Source organism: Kouleothrix sp. 19917, from assembly GCF_057073505.1.
On sequence record NZ_CP097099.1, the window covers coordinates 2,059,259 to 2,079,061 of the forward strand.

17 protein-coding genes are annotated in these 19,803 nt (G+C 64.6%); 9 read left to right on the forward strand and 8 right to left on the reverse strand.

The window, feature by feature from the left end; genetic code table 11:
- Positions 1–3: 3 nt before the first annotated feature.
- From M1P90_RS08470 to M1P90_RS08490, 5 genes are all read right to left on the reverse strand, one after another.
- Positions 4–1,203, reverse strand: a complete 1,200-nt coding sequence (locus M1P90_RS08470) for an MFS transporter (protein ID WP_483702173.1) — start codon at positions 1,201–1,203, stop codon at positions 4–6.
- Complete coding sequence (locus M1P90_RS08475) at positions 1,200–3,791, reverse strand: PEP/pyruvate-binding domain-containing protein (protein ID WP_483702174.1); 2,592 nt, start codon at positions 3,789–3,791, stop codon at positions 1,200–1,202. The genes M1P90_RS08470 and M1P90_RS08475 overlap by 4 nt, the downstream gene beginning before the upstream one ends.
- A gap of 506 nt (positions 3,792–4,297) precedes the next feature.
- On the reverse strand, positions 4,298–6,913 hold the full coding sequence (locus M1P90_RS08480; RefSeq protein ID WP_483702175.1) for a winged helix-turn-helix domain-containing protein: 2,616 nt from the start codon (positions 6,911–6,913) through the stop codon (positions 4,298–4,300).
- 332 nt (positions 6,914–7,245) lie between these two features.
- Positions 7,246–8,040, reverse strand: a complete 795-nt coding sequence (locus tag M1P90_RS08485) for an SDR family NAD(P)-dependent oxidoreductase (RefSeq protein ID WP_483702176.1) — start codon at positions 8,038–8,040, stop codon at positions 7,246–7,248.
- Positions 8,041–8,377: 337 nt separating this feature from the next.
- The gene (locus M1P90_RS08490) at positions 8,378–8,884 is read right to left on the reverse strand and encodes a cupin domain-containing protein (RefSeq protein ID WP_483702177.1); all 507 of its coding nucleotides are present in this window, start codon (positions 8,882–8,884) and stop codon (positions 8,378–8,380) included.
- Positions 8,885–9,033: 149 nt separating this feature from the next.
- On the opposite strand from M1P90_RS08490, the gene M1P90_RS08495 reads away from it, so the two are divergent.
- From M1P90_RS08495 to M1P90_RS08505, 3 genes are read left to right on the forward strand one after another with little or no spacing between them, the layout of a single operon-like run.
- Positions 9,034–9,462 (forward strand): ATP-binding protein, encoded by a 429-nt coding sequence (locus tag M1P90_RS08495; RefSeq protein WP_483702178.1) that lies wholly within the window; start codon positions 9,034–9,036, stop codon positions 9,460–9,462.
- 41 nt (positions 9,463–9,503) lie between these two features.
- A complete protein-coding gene (locus M1P90_RS08500) occupies positions 9,504–9,896 on the forward strand; it encodes an STAS domain-containing protein (RefSeq protein ID WP_483702179.1) in 393 nt (130 codons plus the stop codon).
- A gap of 6 nt (positions 9,897–9,902) precedes the next feature.
- Positions 9,903–11,156, forward strand: coding sequence for a PP2C family protein-serine/threonine phosphatase (locus tag M1P90_RS08505; RefSeq protein WP_483702180.1), 1,254 nt, complete (start codon positions 9,903–9,905; stop codon positions 11,154–11,156).
- 67 nt (positions 11,157–11,223) lie between these two features.
- On the opposite strand, the gene M1P90_RS08510 is transcribed toward M1P90_RS08505, so the two are convergent.
- Positions 11,224–12,354: a hypothetical protein gene (locus tag M1P90_RS08510; RefSeq protein ID WP_483702181.1), complete on the reverse strand. Its 1,131-nt coding sequence runs from the start codon at positions 12,352–12,354 to the stop codon at positions 11,224–11,226.
- 127 nt (positions 12,355–12,481) lie between these two features.
- Between M1P90_RS08510 and M1P90_RS08515 the strand changes: the two genes are divergently transcribed.
- Complete coding sequence (locus M1P90_RS08515) at positions 12,482–12,985, forward strand: shikimate kinase (RefSeq protein WP_483702182.1); 504 nt, start codon at positions 12,482–12,484, stop codon at positions 12,983–12,985.
- Between the two features lie 10 nt (positions 12,986–12,995).
- On the opposite strand, the gene M1P90_RS08520 is transcribed toward M1P90_RS08515, so the two are convergent.
- Positions 12,996–13,967 carry an NAD(P)H-quinone oxidoreductase gene (locus M1P90_RS08520; RefSeq protein ID WP_483702183.1) on the reverse strand — a complete coding sequence of 324 codons (972 nt, stop codon included), beginning with the start codon at positions 13,965–13,967 and terminating at the stop codon, positions 12,996–12,998.
- Positions 13,968–14,180: 213 nt separating this feature from the next.
- Positions 14,181–15,365, reverse strand: coding sequence for a M20 metallopeptidase family protein (locus tag M1P90_RS08525; RefSeq protein WP_483702184.1), 1,185 nt, complete (start codon positions 15,363–15,365; stop codon positions 14,181–14,183).
- Between the two features lie 305 nt (positions 15,366–15,670).
- On the opposite strand from M1P90_RS08525, the gene M1P90_RS08530 reads away from it, so the two are divergent.
- From M1P90_RS08530 to M1P90_RS08550, 5 genes are all read left to right on the forward strand, one after another.
- Entirely contained in the window at positions 15,671–16,669 is a 999-nt protein-coding gene (locus M1P90_RS08530) for an ABC transporter ATP-binding protein (protein ID WP_483702185.1), read from the forward strand.
- A 24-nt stretch (positions 16,670–16,693) separates the two neighbouring features.
- Positions 16,694–17,491: an ABC transporter permease gene (locus tag M1P90_RS08535; protein WP_483702186.1), complete on the forward strand. Its 798-nt coding sequence runs from the start codon at positions 16,694–16,696 to the stop codon at positions 17,489–17,491.
- Positions 17,492–17,785: 294 nt separating this feature from the next.
- Positions 17,786–18,571 carry an ABC transporter permease gene (locus M1P90_RS08540; protein ID WP_483702187.1) on the forward strand — a complete coding sequence of 262 codons (786 nt, stop codon included), beginning with the start codon at positions 17,786–17,788 and terminating at the stop codon, positions 18,569–18,571.
- A gap of 176 nt (positions 18,572–18,747) precedes the next feature.
- Positions 18,748–19,176, forward strand: a complete 429-nt coding sequence (locus M1P90_RS08545) for a DUF1801 domain-containing protein (protein ID WP_483702188.1) — start codon at positions 18,748–18,750, stop codon at positions 19,174–19,176.
- Positions 19,173–19,631 (forward strand): GNAT family N-acetyltransferase, encoded by a 459-nt coding sequence (locus tag M1P90_RS08550; RefSeq protein ID WP_483702189.1) that lies wholly within the window; start codon positions 19,173–19,175, stop codon positions 19,629–19,631. The genes M1P90_RS08545 and M1P90_RS08550 overlap by 4 nt, the downstream gene beginning before the upstream one ends.
- Positions 19,632–19,803: the final 172 nt, after the last annotated feature.

Consider the following 19,803-nt stretch of genomic DNA (forward strand, 5'->3'; position numbering starts at 1 on the left):
TTCCTATGCCTCAGCCGGGCGAACACTGGCACGCCAGCCAAGCAGCGGCACCAGCGCCAGCAGAAGCAGCACGGCCCCAGCCCAGAAGGGCGCGCTGGGCGCAAGCGCGTCGTAGCTCGCGCCGGCCCACAGCGGGCCAACCACGCTCATCAGGCTGGCCAGCGCGGCGCTGACGCCATTCAGCCGGCCTTGCTCATTCGCGTCGGCAGCGTTCGCCAGCAGCGCGGCAAGGGCGGGGCGCAGCGGCCCCGCCCCGGCACTCGCCAGCGCGCTGATAGGATACACCAACCAGAAATTGGGCACAAGCGCGAGCGCGGCCAAGCCAGCCGCCTGGAAGAGCAGGCTCGCCACGACCATGCGGCGCTCGCCAAAGCGCGCCACCAGCCGCCGCACCAGCACGGCCTGAACGAACAAGTTGGCCCCGCCCACGGTCGCCAGCAGCGCGGCCATTGCGCCCGGCGACGCGCCAAAGCGCTCGATCAGGAATACCGGCACGATTGTGTTGTAGCCCATAATCACGAAGTTGAACAGACAGTGTGCCACAAAAAGGCCGCGCAAGCCAGGCCGCCCCAGCAGCCCGCTAAACGGTGCAAGCGGGTTCAGTTCGGCCAGGCGCAGCGGGCCATTCGTGCGGCGCTCAGCGGGCAGCGACTCGGGCAGCATGAAGAAGCCAAACACGGCGTTCAGGAGCGTCAGCGCCGCCGCCAGCCAGGCGGGCGCGGCCAGGCCATACTGGCTCAGCGCGCCGCCGATTGCTGGACCGAGAATAAAGCCCAGCCCAAAAGCCACGCCCAGCAGCGCAAACGATCCGGCGCGATCCTCGCGTGGCGTGACATCGGCAATATAGGCGGCGGCGGTGGAAATATTGCCGCCGCTCAGACCATCGATCAGGCGCGACAGAAACAAGACCCACAGCGCCCCGCCCAGCCCGAACAGCACGTAGCCCGCCGCCGAGCCAAGCAGACTGAGCAGCAGCACGGGCCGCCGCCCAAAGCGATCCGAAAGTGCGCCAAGCACGGGCGTGGCGACGAACTGGCCGGCCGCGTAGATCACCGACAGCAGCGTGACGGTGAGCGCGTTGCTGTTGTAGACGCGCACGATGTAGGCGGCCACTGGGAAGAGCATGCTCATCCCAATCACGTCGAGCAGCACCACGCCGAACAGAAAGGCCAGCGCGGCGCGTGGCGCAGGGGTGCTTTTCATTGCGCCCCCCCTTCCGCCACAATCGTTACAATGCCGCGCGTGCCATCGACCAGTACGCGCTGGCCGTCGCGCAAAGCGCTGGTTGCGCCGGGCACGGCCACCACGGCGGGAATGCCATATTCACGCGCCACAATCGCCGCGTGCGACACCGGGCTGCCGATCTCGGTGACGACCGCCGACGCCAGCCGGAACAGCGGCGTCCAGGCCGGTGCGGTGAATGGCGCAACCAGCACCGCGCCCCTGACCATGCGGCCAAACTCGTGCGGCCCGCGAATGACGCATACCGGCGCGGTAATTTGGCCCGCGCTGGCGGCCAGCCCGCTGAGCGTGTTCCCGCCCGCCGATTTGGCGGCGCGCTGTGCGGCTTTCTTATCGATCACGGCTTCGGGCGCGACCGAGCCAGTTGCGACCAGCCAGTGCTGCCCGCGCTCGTGCGCCGCGACGATGGCGGCATAGCCGCGCTTGCGCCGTGCAATCCGCTCGCGTGGGTCGAGCGTGCCTGCTCCCACATCTTCCAGCTCGCTTGCCAGCAGAAAGAAAATGTCGCCAGGCTCGTCAATTCTGCCGTCGCGGGCGAGCTGCGCGCCCAACGCCTGCGCCAGGCGGCGGATGCTGTCGGTGAGCGCTTCCATGCGGAACAGGCTGTCCTCGCGGGCAACCTGGCCGTTCCGAACGCGCTCCAGGCTCGTGCGGAACCAGCGTCGCAGCGGTGCCCACATTTTCGCTTCGGCCTGGGTGCGGGCGGCCTGAAAATCAGCCTGTTCGCGGTGCAGGGCGGCATCAAGCGCGAGCGCATCCGGGTCGGCCAGCAGCGCATCGACGAGGCCCAGCACCTGGGCGGGGTCTTCGCGCCAGCTTGGCGTGCTGGGCAGCGTTGCCATGCCGCGCGCCGGGCGCGTGCCCCATTCGCCCATGAACGCGGCCAGCGCGGCTTCGAACGCGGGGCTGGTTTTGCCATGGGCAGCGGCAACCTGGGCCAGCCGCACGACGGCCTGATTTTGCAGCGCCGTGCGAAATGGCGTGGCGCGCATCAGCCGATCTTCGAGCTGCGCGGCCCCGGCACGCCCACCGAGCAGACGCGCCCACAGCTTGATTTGCAGCAGATATTTGATGCCTGAGAAGAAGACCGCACCGAAGCGCTGGCCCAGCAGTTCGCCAAATTCGCCCATGGCCTGCTCGATCAGCCGCCCGCGCGCTGCCGCGTCGGGATTGGCTGCAAACGACGTATTCCAGCTCGTTTCGGCGCGATCCATGGCATTGCGCACCACCTGCCAGCGCGCCAGCGGGTCGCCGGGCGTGAACAGCAGCCGCCCCGGGATCTGCCACAGTGCGGCGGGCGTGAACGTTGGGCTGCTAATGCGCGCGCCGATGCGGCCATCGGGCTGTTCGACGGGCACGGGCAGCGCGCGCGCCGGGCGCATGCCGAACATGCCATAGAGCGTTTTGCCGCTGCGCGAGGTTTCGCGGAAAAAGGAGATGTCGAGCGGCGTGGGCGGCTCGGGCCAGTATTCCAGCAGCTGCTTGACGCCAAAAACCTTGCGGTTGATCGGCGGCGCGCTCAGGTCGATGGCAGGCACGGATTCTTTGGCCAATGTGGTGATTGGGCGCGATTGCAGCAGCGCCAGCCGCTCGCCGCTAATTGCCCACTCGGTGTCTTGCGGCGCGCCATAGTGCGCCTGCACGCGTGCGGCCAGGGTCGCTAATGCGCGCAGGTCGGCATCGCTCAGGCAGAAGCGGGCGCGCAGGTTGGCGGGAACTGGCTCGGCGCGGGTGCCATCGCCGTCGGGCAGGATGCGCGTTTCTTTCGCGCCAAGTGTGCGGGCGCGCACCGCACCGTCGGGCGCGAGCACAAAGGTGTCGGGCGTGACGCTGCCGCTCACGACCGATTCGCCCAGCCCATAGCTGGCGCTGATCAGGATTTCGTCGGCGCGGCCCGAAACCGGGTTGGCGGTGAACATCACGCCAGCGACCTCGGCCGGGGCCATGCTCTGCACCACCACTGCCAGCGCCACCGCGCCGTGTTCGAAGCCCATGCTGGCGCGGTACGAGATCGCCTGCGCAGTCCACAGGCTGGCCCAGCAGCGCCGCACGTGTTCGAGCAGGGCCGCCGCGCCGCGAATGTGCAGAAAGGTTTCTTGCTGGCCGGCAAACGAGGCGTCGGGCAGGTCTTCAGCGGTGGCGCTCGACCGCACCGCCACCGGCAGGTTATTCGCTTCTGCACCTTCGCGCGCGCATAGTTCGGCGTAGGCGCGCTCGATTGCGGCGGCGAGCGCATCGGGAATGGGCGCAGCGACGATCCACGCGCCAATTTCGGCGCTGGCGGCTGCAATCGCCGCGAGGTCGTGCGCGTCCAGCGCGGCAATCTGCGCCGCGATGCGGGTGTCGAGTTCGCTGGCCGCCAGCGCAGCGCGGTACGTGCCGACAGTGATCACAAAGCCAGCGGGGACGGGCAGACCGGCGCGCGTCAGCTCGCCCAGGTTCGCGCCTTTGCCGCCGGCCTCAGCCAGCGACCCGCGATCAAGCTGTTCAAACCAGCGGACTGCCTGAAGGTCGCTTGATGATGCCGGGGGTGCAATTTCTCGCAACATGCTTGTGCTCCTGTGTGAACGCATTTCCTGCACACAGGGTAGCAAGCAGGCGGGTGAGCGCGCTATCACCCGGGGCGGGTGATGCGGCGGGTGATTGTGCGGGTGAGGGCGCGGGTTTAAGGTTGCAGGTTTGCAGGTTGCGCGACAAATGACGAACGACCGAGGACGAAAGACGGTAAAATTTCACCACGGAGGCACGGAGGCACGGAGTTTGAGAGTGGAGGTTTACAGGTTGAATGTTGAAAAGTTGCAGGTTTTGAAAACGACGAACGACGAATGACCGATGACGGCCAGTTTTCACCGCAAAGAGCGCGAAGGGCGCAGAGGGTTGGATGTTTGCAGATTCAATCCCAAAACCCCAGACCCTAAACGCTCGTGCGGTTGCAGGTTCGCACGTTGAAGCCTACTGCATACTGCCACCCGGCTACTGTCACCCTGTCATCTTGTCACCTTGTCAGCGTGTCACCCGTTCACTCCTGACCCCTGATCCCCGACCCCTGACCCCACTATCGCAGCAGGTTTAGCTCGCGCACGGCGGCGCGCAGCTCGTCGCGGGTGGCAACGGCGAGTTTGCGGTAAATGTTTTTGACGTGCGTTTTCACGGTGTTGGGCGAAACGACCAGCTCGCCAGCGATTTCAGCATTCGAGCGCCCGGCGACGAGCAGACGCATCACGCGCTGCTCCTGCGGGCTGAGCGGTTCGAGCAGCAGGCCCCGCGCCGCCGTGCCGCCCGGTTCGAGCGCGGCAAGCAGGCTGGCGGCGTAGGCCGCGCTGGCGCGCTTGAGGGCGGGTAGCTGGGCACGCAGCAGGTCGGCCAGCGGCGTGCCCATGTCGAGCAGCGTGCGGCGCAGTTCGCGTGGCTGCGCCAGCGCCAGCGCGCGCCCGAGCAACTGGCTGGCCCGCGCCGTGTCGGGCAGGGCAGCGGCGGCCAGCGCCTGCACGAGCAGAATCGCGATTTCGCTGCGGGTGCGGCCATGACGCACCGCCTCGACGCGCCACGGCTCCAGCGCGGCGAGCGCGCCAGCAGGGTTTCCCTGCGCCAGCTGCAGGCGTGCCGCGATCACGGCTTCGTGCTCGTGCTGAAGGCGCGCGGCCGGCGCGGGCGATTGTGTCAGCTCGCTGCAAAGGCGCTCAGCCGCTTCCAGGTCGCCAGTGGCGAGCGCGTGCCAGGCCTGCCAGCTTGTTATCTCGCGGCGAATCGCGGGTGTGTGCGCCTGCGTTGCAAGCGCCTGAAGCTGCTGCTGGGCTGCGCCACTCTGGCCGCGCGCCTGCGCGATTCGGGCTAGGATCACGCCGGCCTGGGTGCGCAGCCGCTCGGCGTGGCGCTCGCGCGCCAGCTCGCGGGCGCGTTGTGCCCGTTCCTCAGCAACTTCCAGCTCGCCGCGCTCATAGGCCACCGCCGCAAGGCCGAACTGCGCCTCGCTCTGGTCTTCATACATTTCCGGGCCGCCGGCCGCACTGGCAAGCCATTCTTCATACAGGCCCGCCGCCAGATCAAGGTTGCCCTGGTGCATGCCAGCGGAGGCCAGCACAAAGGCCGCAGCCAGCACGCCCTGCTGATTCTGGCTGATGATGCACAGCGTGCGCGCTTCCAGGGCCATGCTCTGCGCGTCGGCAATTGCGCCATTCAGCAGCGCCTCGACGGCGATGAACAAGCGGCAGATGCCCTGGTAGGCGGTGTCGTAGGGATCGAGCAGGGCGCTGGCCTGGTGGGCGAGCGCGAAAAGCGTGCTGATGTTGTCCTGCCAGAATGCCACCATTGCGCGCAACGCCGCCACGCGCCCGAGCATTGGTTCGTTTTCTTCAGCCAGCCACGCCACCTCGGCGCGCTGCACCCACGTCTCGACGGCGTGCGCCGTACCTGGGTTGTAGCGGTCGCCGGTGAACAGCAGCGTGCTGGCGTAGCCAAGCGCGACACGTGGGTTGGCGGCGCGCGCCGGCTCGGGCAGGCGCTCGATCAGTTCGCGCAGGCGCAGGACATCGCCCAGGCTGTCGCGCTCGGCTAGCTCGCCAATCAGCGCGGCGGCCTGTTCCCACTGCTCGGCCAGCAGTGCGGCGCGGGCGGCTGGCTCGATCAAGCCACGGGTGGCGTACCAGGCGCTCGCCGTTTCGGCCAGTGAACGGCTGGCTGCTTCGCCCAGCCGCGCCCGCGCCTGCGCACGCATGGCCTCGGCAAACAAGGGCTGAAAGCGATACCAGCCGCCAGGGGTGGCATGCAGAAACAGCGAGTCGGCGGCACAGCGCGCCAGCATCTCCGCGCCATCGGAACGGCCAGTCAGCGCGTCGGCAAGCGCGCCATTGAGCTGGCTCGCTGCGCCCGTGGCAAGCAGAAATTCCTGCACTGGCGCGGGCTGGGCGGCCAGCACTTCATCCGTGAAGTAGGCGGCGACAAAGGGGTGCGCGCCGCTGAACGACTCAAGCGTGCCTTCGGCGGTTTCGCCACGCGCCGCGAGCGCGGCCAGGCGCAGCCCGGCAGCCCAGCCGGCAGTGTGCTGATGCAGGTGTTCGATGGTGGCGGGCGCGAGCGGCGCGGGGATGGCGGCAGCCAGAAAAGCGCGTGTTTCAGTCGGTGTGAAGCGCAGATCGGCTGCACCAATTTCGTTCAGCTCGTTGCGTGCGCGCCAGCGGGCCAGCGGCAGCGCGGGCCGGGTGCGCGCCGCCAGCAGCAGGTGGCAGCCGCGCGGCAAATGCTCGACCCAGCGTGCCAGCTGTGCCAGTAATTCAGGGTCGCTGAGCGTGTGCGCGTCGTCGAGCACGATTGCGCGCGGGCCGGGCAGCTGCGCCAGTTCGTTTGCGAACTGCGTCAGCGCAGCATCGAGCGACGCGGGCGCGAGCGCGCCGATGCCCCACGGGCGTGCGGCGGCGAACAGGTATGCCCAGAAGCGCGCCGGCTCGTTGTCGCCCGCGTCGCAGGTGAGCCAGGCGATGGGGAATTCTTGCCCGGCGGCCCACTCGGCCAGCAGCGAGGTTTTGCCCGACCCGGCCGGCGCGGCCAGCAGCGTCAGCTTGCGCGCCCCGCCCGCCGTAATCTGCGCAAGCAGGGCCGGGCGCGCGATCACGGGCGCGGGTGGCTGGGGCCGCGCCAGCTTGGCGAGCAGGAGTTCGCTTGCGCTTCCGGTCATGAACAGCAATCCCTGTCCAAAATTCATCCACAGATTACGCAGATTACGCAGATTATAGACTTATATCTGTGTCATCTGTGCCATATGTGTAATCTGCGAATAAATGCCGTTCCCCATTCCAACTATAGCTACGGCCGCCAGAAGATTGCCACGGAGGCATAAAGACGCGAAGATTGTCTGAACCCTCTATACTCTTCGAGGCTTTGTGGCTATATGACTGGTATTATAGCGGTTCGCAGAACTATTGACACTCATGCGCTGGTGAAAAATGCATTGTAGCGCGGAAAGTGCAACTGCCTTCTGCATCCTGCCGACTGCAAACTGCTGTAGTGCTAAAAACTCGGCCCGGTCGTCACGCCGCCATCGACGCACAGGCTCGCGCCCGTGATCCAGCGCGCGCCCGGCGAAGCCAGAAACAGGCAGGCGTCGGCAACGTCGGCGGGTGTGCCCAGGCGACCGAGCGGCGCGGCGGCGTGCCAGCGCGCAACGCCATCGGGCCAGGCGCTTTCCAGCCCGTCGCGCCAGATCAGGCCCGGCGCAACCGCATTCACGCGGATGCCGTGCGCGCCAAGCTCGGCGGCAGCTGCGCGCGTGTGCATTAGCACGCCCGCTTTGGCGGCGTTGTAGTGGCTGTGCATGGGCGCGGGATGTTCCGCTTCAATTGACGTAATGTTGATGATTGCGCCGCCGCTGCCCTGCGCAATCATCTGGCGGGCGGCAGCCTGCGTGCACACGAATACGCTGCGCAGCGTGGCGGCGATCATGGCGTCCCAATCGGCGGCGCTCATGTCGAGCAGGCCGGCCAGCGATTGCTGCGCGGCGTTGTTCACCAGCACATCCAGCCGCCCAAAGCGCGCCACCACCGCTTCGATTAAGTGCGCCGCCGCTTCACTTTCGGTTAGGTCGGCGGCAAAGGTGGCGGCCTGCCCGCCCGCCGCTACGATCTGGTCGGCCAGCGCATTTGCTGCTGCATCACTGGTATGGTAGTGAATAGCTCCTGTTGCGCCAGCCTCGGCAAAGCGCGCCAGAATGCCCTGGCCGATGCCGCCCGCGCCACCCGTCACCAACACGACTTTGCCGGTGAAATCGAGCAGCGCGCCGATTGGGGGAGCCGAAGGTGCTTCCATAGCAAGGCTCTTTCTGTGTGTCGAAACGTCAGCAGTGTACAGTTTGCAGTCGGCAGTCGTCAGTCGGCAGTTTGCAGTCGGCAGTCGGCAGTTTGCAGTCGGCAGTCGGCAGTCGGCAGTCGGCAGTCGGCAGTTTGCAGGAACGAACGGGTGACAAGGTGAAAGGGTGAAGCTATAACCTGGAACTTTCAAACCTGTAAACCTTCAACCCTTAAACTCTGTGTCTCTGTGCCTCTGTGGTAAATTCTTCCACTTTCATCATTGGTCGGTCGTCATTCGTCGCGCAACCTTCTAACCTGCAACCCTTCGCGCCCTTTGCGGTGAAACTTCCCGTGCGCTATTCACGCGTCAGCGCGGTGATCATGTCGGCGCAGGCGGGGTATGCTGCCGCCAGCGCGTCGTGCATGCCGATCTCGAAATCTTCCTGCTCGTAGGCCGGCGCCATGGTCGTGCCGAGCAGCGCGCAGCCGCCGCCAGCAACCAGGCGCGATCCCTGCCATGCGCCACGCGGCACCACCAGCTGCACGGACTGCCCGGCGCGCAGATCGGTGCCAAGCGTGTGCAGGCTGTGGCTGCCGTCGGCGTGCAGCATTAGCAGCTCCACCGGGTCGCCCAGATAGAAGTGGTAGATTTCGTCGGTGCGCAGGCGGTGCAGCGCCGAAAAATCACCCGGCCCGAGCATGTAGTAGATCGCGCCGCAGAAATCGCGCGGGCTGCCATAGCGCGCCGGTAAGGCCTCGGCGCTAACCGTGTCGGCGGCGGTGTAGGTGCGCCGGAAGAAGCCGCCCTCAATCGGCAGCGGTTCGAGCTCAAGCAGCGCAATCAGTTCGCTGGCTGTGTACATCGGGCGCTCCTGTCCCTTTCAGCATGAAATTGCAAGATCGGTGAACAGTACGTATTTTACCTGATCTCAGGGATGACGAAGTGTGGTACCATACGCTTCACGAAAACAGTGGGAATACCAAAGCAGAGCAAACAGCAGGGATGGGCACAATGCCAACCCCCGCCACACTCAGCATCCCGGCGAACGAGGAAGGGCTGGCGGCGTTGCGCAATTTTGTCGAGGTGCAGGCGCGCGCGGCGGGCTTGCCCGAGGCAGAAGCCTGCGATCTGCTGGTGGCAGTTCACGAACTCGCCGTGAATACCGTGCACTATGGGTATCGCGGCGCTCCCGGCACGATCGAGCTCGAGCTCGAAACTGTAGCGGGCGGGGTTGTGGCGCGCCTGCGCGACCATGCTCCGCCGTTTGATCCAACGCGTGTGCCCATGCCTGATACGCAGCGCCCACTTGAGCTGCGCGCCCCCGGTGGCTTTGGCATTCAGCTCGCTCGCCGCTTCACCGACACGCTGGAGTACCGGCAGACCAGCGATGGCGGTAACGAACTGACCCTGTTCAAACGTCATGATAATGTGGGCTTGTAAGCAAAGCGCATCAGGCGATCGCGGATACAAGGAGGAAGTGCATGGACATCTCGACGTTGCGGGAGTTGCGGGAGCCGCCGGTGACGGTGCTGCGGGTGACGGGGCCGATTACCGAGAGCGCCGCGCTTGTCGATCAGGCGCAGGCCGCGTTCGACAAGGGTGCGCGCCACATCCTGATCGATCTTTCAAATGTGCCCTACATGGCTACATCGGGCCTGCGCGCGCTGCATTCGATCTATATGATGCTGCGCGAGGCTGCCGGGGCCGATGCAGCGGCGGTTGGCAGCGGCATCAGTGCTGGCACCTACGCCTCGCCCAATCTTAAGCTGCTTGGCCCGAACAAGCATGTGCTGGAAGCGCTGAAAACGGCTGGCTATGATATGTTTTTGCAAATACATACCAACTACCAGCAGGCGCTGGATTCGTTTGTGTAGGTTCGCATGAATACAACTCGCCACATCGACCCGGCAATCATTGGGCGCGTCCCGCTATTCGAGGATTTTCCGCCCGACGAGCTTGAACGCCTGGCCGCAACACTTGAGCCAGCGACATTCGAACCTGGCACCCTGCTGTTTCGCGAAGGCGATACGGGCGATCACTTTTACGTGGTGCTGTCGGGCAGCATTGCCATCATCAAGGCGCTCGGCACGCCCGACGAGCGCCTGGTGGGTGTGCGCGGCGTGGGTGAGTTTGTGGGCGAAATGAGCCTGCTCAACGCCGACGGCCTGCGCACTGCCAGCGTGCGCGTGTATGATCGCGCCGACGTGCTGATTTTCAGCCGCGCCGCCTTCGACGACCTGCTGGGCCGGCACCCGCACCTTGTGTATACCATGCTGAAAATCCTCAGCACGCGCCTGCGCGAGTCGCACGAGGCGGCGGTGCACGACCTGCAGGCGAAGAACCAGCAGCTTGCCAAAGCCTATGTCGAACTGCAGGCCGCGCAGGCGCAGCTGATCGAGCAGGAAACGCTGGCCCACGAGATGCGATTGGCGCACGGCATCCAGATGCAGATGCTGCCACAAACGCTGCCCGCGCTTCCCGGCGCGGAGCTGGGCGCGTGCATGCTGCCGGCGCGCAGCGTTGGTGGCGATTTCTACGATGTGGTTGTGCTGGATGACGACCGCGTGGTGCTGACGGTTGCCGATGTTTCGGGCAAAGGCATGCCGGCCGCGCTGTATATGGGCCTGGCGTCGAGCCTGCTCAATGCCCAGGCCGCCCATGCCGCCACGCCCGAGGCGGCGGTGCGCGCGCTGAACGACCAGCTGCTGCGCCGCGAAATGGGTTCGATGTTTGTGACGGTGATCTATGGTGTGTTCGAGCTTTCCACGCGCACGTTTTCGTATGTGCGCGCCGGCCACCCCGCGCCGGTCGTGCTCGACGCGCAGGGCAACGACTGCTCGCCCGGCGTCACAACCGGGCAGCCGCTGGCCCTGTTCGACGACCTGCTGCTGGATGTGCAAACGCTCACGGTGCCGCCCGGTGGCGTGCTGCTGCTGTACAGCGATGGCGTGACCGAGGCGCACGATCCTTCCTACGAGCTTTATGGCCCCGAGCGTTTGCTGGTTGCGATGCGCGAGGGCGCCGGCCTGTCTGCCCAGGTGCTGTGCGACAGCCTGCTCCAGCAGCTGCTGCACTACCACGGCACCGCCGCCCAGGCCGACGATATTACGCTGCTGGCGCTGCGGGTGGCGTAGCTTCAGGTTTCACACAGGCAAAAGCGGCGCGCGAGCAAACAATCGTGTGCCGCTTTTTGTGCGCCAGCTACTTGGGCTGCCCGGGGGTGGCGCGTTCGGCCAGCACGCGCAGGGCATTGCAGACAAACACAGACGAAAGCGCCACCGAGGTCATCAGAAAGCGGTTGCTGAAATTGCTGGCCCGCCAGTCGTCGTATTTGGCGAAGAAGAGAAACTGCGCCACGCACAGCAGCAGAACGAGCAAAAGCTGCTCGCGGCGGGCGCTTTTGCCGAGCCACAGCACGCCCGGCAGCGCAAGCAGCAGCACCGGGTTGCTTGGCAGGATGCCGTTCTGGGCATCGAAGAGCGATTGCGCAATGCCCTGCATCAGTGGCTGGTTGAACTTAGCGACATGATCGTCGATCAGCACTGTGCCGTTAGGCCCCGCAACTGCGGCGCGCTGGTAGCCCGTCACAAATGGCGAGCCGAACAAGAGGTAATTCGTGTACAGGAACGGCAGCAGAGCGAGCAGGAACAAGGTGGTGATGGCGGCCATACGCGCAATCCGCCCCAGCGCAGCTGCCTGCGCAGTATCGCGCCAGAGCACGGCAACCGCATACAGCAGGATCGGCGCGGCCAGCAGGGCGTTGGGCGTTTTCGCAAACACCGACAGGCCGAGCAGCAGCGCGCCACTATATGGCCTGTGTTTCAGAACGAGATACAGCCCGGCCAGCAGCAGCACTGTAGCAAACACATCGGGTGAGTAGTTATAGACATAATTAAGGAAAAGCGTGCAGGTCGCGTAGAGAACTGTTGTAATGCCGGCCAGCCAGCCTTCGAAAAACAGCGTATTGAGCGCAAAGATCAGCAGCAGCAGCGCCATGCTGTCGAGAATATTGAACAGCAGCAGGCCCTGGTCGCCAAAGAGCGCGTAGAAGGGCAGCGACACCACCGGCATGAGGATCGGGTGCTTGGGCACGAGGCCGGCGCTGCCCAGCGCAAGCTGGCCGTCGAGCGGGTTGCCGGGGATGTTATTCGCCAGCAGCAGGTCGCCGTCTTCCAGCATCGACACAATCATGGCGCGGTAGTAGACCGAATCGCCCTGAATGGCCTGATCGCCGGCAGCTTCCCGTGCAATGATAAACGGGAAGTACAGCAGGCACAGGTAGATGATCAGGCCAAGAAACAAGGTTTTCGTGGGGATGCGCTGCGTGTTCATGCTGCTCGCCCATTTGCGGTTTGCCGATGCGTTGCTGGCATTGCAGCATTATAGGCGATGCGCTCGCGTCCCTCGCAACGACTGGTGAGCGCAATGCGGGCGATATGATAGCGCAAAAGGTGGTTTTGTGAAACGTATTTTGCTCACTGGTATGTCGGGCAGCGGCAAATCGACGGTGACGCGCGAGCTGGCGGCGCGCGGCGCGCGTGCAGTTGATGCCGACTGCGATGAGTTTTCTGAGTGGGCGACGCTCGACGCCGCTTCAGACGCGCCGGGTACACCGGTAGAAGCGGGCCGCGACTGGGTCTGGCGGGCTGACCGCATTCAGGAATTGCTCGACACCGAGGACACCGACGTGCTGTTTCTCAGCGGCTGCGCGCCCAACATGCGCGAGTTTCTGCCACGTTTCGATCACATCATTCTGCTGAGCGCGCCGGCCGAGATTATTCTGGAGCGGCTGGCGAATCGCACTGGCAACAGCTACGGCAAAGCGCCCGGCGAAGCGGCGCGCGTGCTCGATTTGATCCAAACCGTCGAGCCGCTTTTGCGCCGCGCCGCCGACTACGAACTCGATACCAGCGCGCCGCTCGACGAAGTCGTGGCGGAAGTTTTGCGCATTGCGCAGCAGTAGCACGCGCTTTTTATTCGCCTACCAGCACCACCTTGCCCGCATTCGCATTCGATTCGACATAACGGTGCGCTTCGCCGGCTTGCGCCATGGGGAAGGAGCGGTCGATCACCGGGCGCAATTCGCCGCTCATGAAGCGATCGAGTGCGAAGGCGCTGAACGCCTCGGTGAGCGCGACCTTCTGCGCGAGTGGTGTGCGGCGCAGCGTGGTGCTGGCGACGGTGAGCGATTTGCCCATCAGCGCGCCCAAGTCGAGCTGGCCCTGCGATCCCCCCAGAAAGCCGATCAGCATCAGCCGACCGCCCAACGCCAGCGCGGCCATGTTGCCGGCCCAGTAGGGCGCACCAACAAAATCGAGCACGACATTCGCGCCCGCGCCGCCAGTGGCAGCCATCACCCGCTCGGCGAACTGCTCGGTCTTGTAGTTGATCGCCAGCTCGGCGCCAAGCTCGCGGCACAATGCCAGCTTGTTTTCCGCGCCAGCGGTGGCGAACACACGCGCACCGGCGGCGCGCGCCAGCTGAATGGCCGCCGTGCCAACGCCGCTCGCGCCTGCGTGTACCAGCGCGGTTTCGCCCGCCTGCAAGCGGCCGAGCGTGAACAGGTTCAGGTAGGCCGTCAGAAAGGCCTCGGGGATGGCGGCGGCTTCTTCAAACGAAAATTGCTCGGGGATGCGAATGGCCATACCAGCCGGCACCGCCGCCAGCTCGGCGTAGCCGCCGCCCGTCACCACCGCCATCACGCGGTCACCGGCCTGCCACGCGCCGGCTGGCTGCACCACCTCGCCGGCCAGCTCCAGGCCCAGAATTGGCGACGCGCCGGGCGGCGGGGTATAGCCGCCGCGCCGCTGGAGAATATCGGCGCGATTGACGGCGCTGGCACGCACGCGCACCAGCAGCTCGCCGTCGCCGGGCTGCGGGTCGGGCGCGTCGGCGTAGCGCAGCACATCGGCGTCGCCGGGCGCGTCAAAGACGATTGCTTTCATGGTTTGATCCTTTCAAAGATTGCCCGCAAGAGTTTTAACCACGAAGACACGAAGGCACGAAGATTTTGAGGGCCAAACTGAACCTGGTGTCGTATCAAAACAGCCATGCGGAAATCAGGGAAGAGTTTCTGCGTCGTAATCACCAAACCCTACCCCCTATCCCCTGCGCTGAAAGCGCACTGGTGTCTTGGTGGTTATTTCAAATAGCGCTTCCTACTCAGCAGACAGGCAGCGCAGCGCGGCGTCGCACAGGATCGCCACGCCCCGCGGCATGCAGCGCTCATCGAAATCGAAGCGCGGGTTGTGGTGCGGGTAGCACAGGTCGCGGGCTTCGTCGCGTGCGCCGAGGAAGAAGAAGTTGCCGGGCACGCGTGCCAGCACTGCCGAGAAATCTTCGCCGCCGGTGGTGCGGTAGCTGGTGTTGATCGCCTCCGCGCCAAGCACCTCGCTGGCGGCTGCATACACGGCTTCGGTTGGCGCGGGCGCATTAACCGTCGGGTCGACGCAGTTGGCGACGCGCACGTCGGCCCGCGCGCCCAGCGCCGCTGCCACGCCCTCGGCCACTTCTGCCACACGGCGATGCAGCAAGGCGCGCGTGGCCTCGTCGAAGCTGCGGATGCTACCGCGCAATTCGGCCTTTTCGGCAATGATGTTGTGGGCCGAGCCGGCATGCAGCATGCCCACCGTCACCACGCCGGCCTGCTCGGCACCCAGATTGCGCGCCACAATCGTCTGCAAGGCCACCACAATCTGGGCGGCAGCCAGCACCGCATCGACAGCCTGCTCGGGGTGGGCAGCATGGCCGCCGCGCCCGTGCACCGTGATGTCGAATGTGTCGGCGGCGGCCATGAGCGCGCCACTGCGCACCACGGCGGTGCCGGTATCGAAGCCTGACCAGACGTGTAAGCCCAGCGCGGCATCCACGCGTGGCCCTTCCAGCACGCCATCGCGGATCATGGCATTTGCGCCGCCCAAACCTTCTTCGGCGGGCTGAAACATGAGCTTGATCGTGCCGCCAAAGGCATCGCGATGGCGCGACAGCAGCGCCGCCACGCCCAGGCCAATCGCGACATGCCCGTCGTGGCCGCAGGCGTGCATCACCCCTGGCGTCTGCGAGCGGTAGTCGGCGGTGTTGGCTTCCTCAATCGGCAGGGCATCCATATCGAAGCGCAGCAGCACCGTGCGCGCGCCGGGCTGCTCACCCGCCAGCAGACCAACCACGCCGGTCTTGCCCACGCCCGTCACGACCTCGTAGCCCAGCGCGCCCAGCCGCTCGGCCACAATGCGCGCGGTGCGAACCTCCTGAAAGCCCAGTTCGGGGTGCATATGCAGGTCGCGGCGCGTCGCCACCAGCTCGTCGTAAAGCGCAGTGGCCTCGGCCAGAAATGCGTTGCTCATCGCGTGTTCCTTTCTGTGTGCGGCTGCGGGGATTATACCAGTATGCAGTTGGCAGGTTGCCAAGTTTTGAATGTTGAGTTGGCAGGCGGCAGTACGCAGTCGGCAGTAACCTGCAACGTTCCAGCATTCAACCTGCAAACCCTCAGTTCTCTGCACTCTTTGCGTTCTTTGCGGTGAAATTTCTTTCGTCCTTCGTCGGTCGTCCTTCGTCATTCGCCGCCCCGGTATCCTGCCGAAGAATGATTTGTGATGCGAATATGTGTGCTACAATGCGGCGACGTATTCTCACACCAGGCGAAAGCAGCATGAAGCAACGCGACGATCAGCGCGACGCGCCAATTGTGGTGGCGGGGCTGAGCAAGACCTATCAGGTGCCCGAGCGCGAGGGCGGCTTTGGCGCGGCCGTGCGCAGTTTTGTGCGCCGGCGCTATCGCGATGTCCACGCCGTGCAGGAAGTGAGCTTTACGATTGGCGCGGGCGAAGTGGTTGGCTTCCTGGGGCCGAATGGCGCGGGCAAAACCACCACGCTCAAGATGCTGGCCGGCCTGCTGCACCCCACCGGCGGCAGCGCGCGCGTGCTGGGCTACACACCCTGGGAGCGCAACAACGACTACCTGCGCACCATGACGCTGGTGATGGGCCAGCGCAATCGCCTCTCGTGGGACATCCCGGCCGCCGATTCGTTTCTGCTCAACCAGGCGATCTACCGCATCAGCGACGAGGATTACCGCCGCACGCTGGGCGAGCTGGACGAACTGCTTGAGCTTTCGCCAATTATGCGCAAGCCGGTGCGCAACCTCTCGCTGGGCGAGCGCATGAAGTGCGAGCTGGCGGCGGGCCTGCTGCACCGCCCGCAGGTGCTGTTCCTCGACGAGCCAACCATCGGGCTGGATATTACCGCGCAGGTGCGCATTCGCAATTTTCTGCAAGAATACAACCGCCGCACCGGCGCAACGATCCTGCTCACCAGCCACTACATGGCCGACGTAACGGCGCTGTGCGAGCGGATCGTGATGATCCACCACGGCCAGCTCAAGTACGACGGCAGCATTGCCGACCTATCGCGCCGGATCGCGCCATTCAAGCTGGTGGGCCTGGCGCTGCACGATGGCGCCGCGCCCGACCTGAGCCGCTACGGCACACTCCTGCCAAACGACGACGGCGATGGCAAGCAGCGCCTGCAAGTGCCCGCCGCCGATGTCGCTGCCGTGACGACGCGCCTGCTTTCGGAGCTGCCCGTGCTCGACCTGACGATCGAAGACCCGCCGATTGAAGATGTGATCGAGCGCGCCTTCCACGAATAGGCACCCTGAATTGGAGGCATCCGAATGCTTCAGATCTACCGGCGACTGTGGCAGGTGAACTGGGCCGAGCAGTGGCAGTACCGCGCCAACCTGCTGATGTACCTCCTGTTCTGGCTGGTGTCGCCGATTGTCTACCTGGCGGTGTGGACGACCGTGGCGCGCGAGCAGGGCAGCATCAGCGGGCTGAGTGCGAACGACTTCACGACCTACTACCTCGCGCTGCTGATTGTCGACAACCTGACCACGCAGATCACCATTCACATTCTGGCCTACAAAATTCAGGATGGCACGCTTTCGGGCGAATTGATGCGGCCCATCCACCCGATTCTCACTAACACCCTAGTGAACAACCTGGCCTTCAAGGCGCTGATGCTGGTGGTGCTGATCCCGGTGTGGCTGATTCTGTGCCTCCTCTTCCGCCCCGACTTCAGCGGCGTGACGGCGGGAAATGTGCTGCTGGCGGTGCCGGCGCTGGCGCTGGGCTTTGGCATCAACTTCCTGTTTGGCGCGATCATCACCTGCGTGGCGTTCTGGACCACGCGGGTCTACTCGCTGAACGAATTTTACGAAGCGCTTTCGATCATGTTTGGCGGGCAGTTTGTGCCGCTGGTGCTGCTGCCCAACGGCGTGCAGCAGGTCGCGCAGTTTCTGCCCTTTCAGCTACGCCTGTTTTTCCCAATCGAGCTGATCCTGGGCAAGCTCGCGCCCGACGTGATTGCGTGGAATTTTGCGCTGGGTGTGCTGTGGTTCGTGATCGCACTCGTGCTGTTCGGCTGGGTCTGGCGCGCAGGCGTGAAGCGCTTTTCGGCAGTGGGGGCGTGAGGGATTATTCACCGCAAAGAACGCAAAGGGCGCAGAGGGTTTGAAGGTTGCAGGTTTACAGGTTGCGGGTTGACAGCTTCAATCCCAAAACCCCAGACCCTAAACCCCATATAAGGTTGCAGGTTCACCCTTTCACCCTTTCATCTTGTCACGTGCCGACTGCCGACTGCCGACTGCCGACTGCCAACTGCCGACTGCCGACTGCCGACTGCCGACTGCCGACTGCCGACTGCCCAGTGCTAACTGCCGCCTGCCAACTGCCGACTGCCGACCCCTGATCCCTACGGAGACGCTATGTTTCGCCTGAAACTGCTTGGTACGCTGTTCAAAATCAATGTTCAGCAGGAACTGGCCTACCGCGCCGATACGGTGGTGAATATTCTGCTGAGCATCATGTGGCTCGGGTGGGAGTTGCTTGGGCTGCGAATTATTTTCAGCAACACGGCCACGCTGGGCGGCTGGGGTCCCGGCGAGCTGCTGGCGCTGCTGGGCGTGTGGCGGCTGATCAACACGTTCATGGCCGCGATTGTCTGGCCGAATACGCAGCGCTTCAACACCAGCGTGCGCGACGGCTCGCTCGACTACATGCTGCTCCAGCCGGTCAGCAGCCAGTTTCTGGTGAGCTTTTCGCGCATGGTGCTCTGGCGGGTGTGGGATATTGCGCTGGCAATTATTCTGATTGTGGCGGGGCTAAGCATTGGCGGCGATGGCGTAGGGCTGGTGCAGTTCGCGAATTTCCTCCTGCTGACGGTGACGGGCGGCTTGATCCTGTATAGCCTGTGGATCGTGCTGATCGCCTGCACCTTCTGGTTTGTGAAGTTCGATAACAACGTCACTATTTTGCAGGCGCTGCTCGACGCGGGCCGCTACCCAGCCACGGTCTACCCAGCGTGGCTGCGCCTGATCGTGACGTTTATTGTGCCGATTGCGGTGGCGACAACTGTGCCGCTGCAAGCGCTGCGCGGCGAACTGCTGTGGTGGCAGGTGCTGATGTTTGTGGGCATCAGCGCGGCCAGCCTGATCATTTCGCGCAGCGTGTGGCTGGCGGGCGTGCGGCGCTACAGTGGCGCGAGCAGCTAGTGCGCTTTCAGCGCAGGGGTTAGGGGATGGGGAATAGGGTTTCGTGATAGCAATGCGGAAAGTTTTTCCTTGATTTCCGCATTGCTTTCTCGATACTGCACTAGCGACCAACATCCGTAGATTACGCAGATGCCAGATATAGGGCATGGCCTTTGGGAAAGCGAAGGAGTGTACGCGTGGCAGAGCTGAAAACCAAGCCAACCGAGCAGAGCGTCGAGGCGTTTCTGGAAGGGATTGCCGACCCGCAGCAGCGCGCCGACAGCCAGGCAATTGCGCGCATGATGGAGGAGGTCACTGGCGCGGCACCGCGCATGTGGGGCGCGGCGATCGTCGGCTATGGCGACCGGCACTATCAGTACGCCAGCGGGCGCAGCGGCGACTGGTTTGTGATCGGGTTTTCGCCGCGCAAGCAGAACCTGACGATCTATGCTTATGGCTACCTCGAACAATATGCTGACCTGCTCGCGCGCCTGGGCAAGCATACGACCGGCAAGGGCTGTTTGTATATCAAACGGCTGGCGGCTGTGGATGAGGGCGTGCTGCGCGCGCTGCTGGAAGAATCGGTGGCGCGGGCGGCTCAGGAAAGCGGGGAAGCGGGCGCATGAGCGAAACAGCCCCCGCACTGCGCCGCGCCACGCCCGCCGACGCGCCAGCCATCGCCGCGCTGACCGATGCGGCCTACGAGAAGTATATTGCGCGCATAGGCCGCCCGCCCCAGCCCATGACCACCGACTATGCGCAGATCGTGGCTGAGCACCCGGTGTGGGTGCTGGACGAGGGCGGGCGGCTGGCGGGTGTGCTGGTGCTGATGCACGAGCCCGACGCGCTGCTGATCTACAGCGTGGCAATTGCGCCCGGCCAGCAGCGGCGCGGCCTGGGGCGGCAACTGCTGGCCTTCGCGGAGGACGAGGGGCGCGCGGCTGGCTACACGCTGATTCGCCTGTACACCAACGCCCTGATGACCGAGAATGTCGCGATGTACGGGCGCATGGGCTACCGCGAAACTGGCCGCGATGCGTTTGGCGACCAGACGCGGGTGAATTTTGCTAAAGAATTATAGGAACCAAACCACCAAGACACCAAGGCACCAAGAAGCAATAGAAGTACTAACCACGAAGACACGAAGGCACGAAGCATTTTGGCTATATAGCACCGTGCAGAAACGAGCCATAGAGTGCACAAAGAACGCCGAGTCTTGAAAATATACTCAGTGGCCTCTGTGCGCTCTGTGG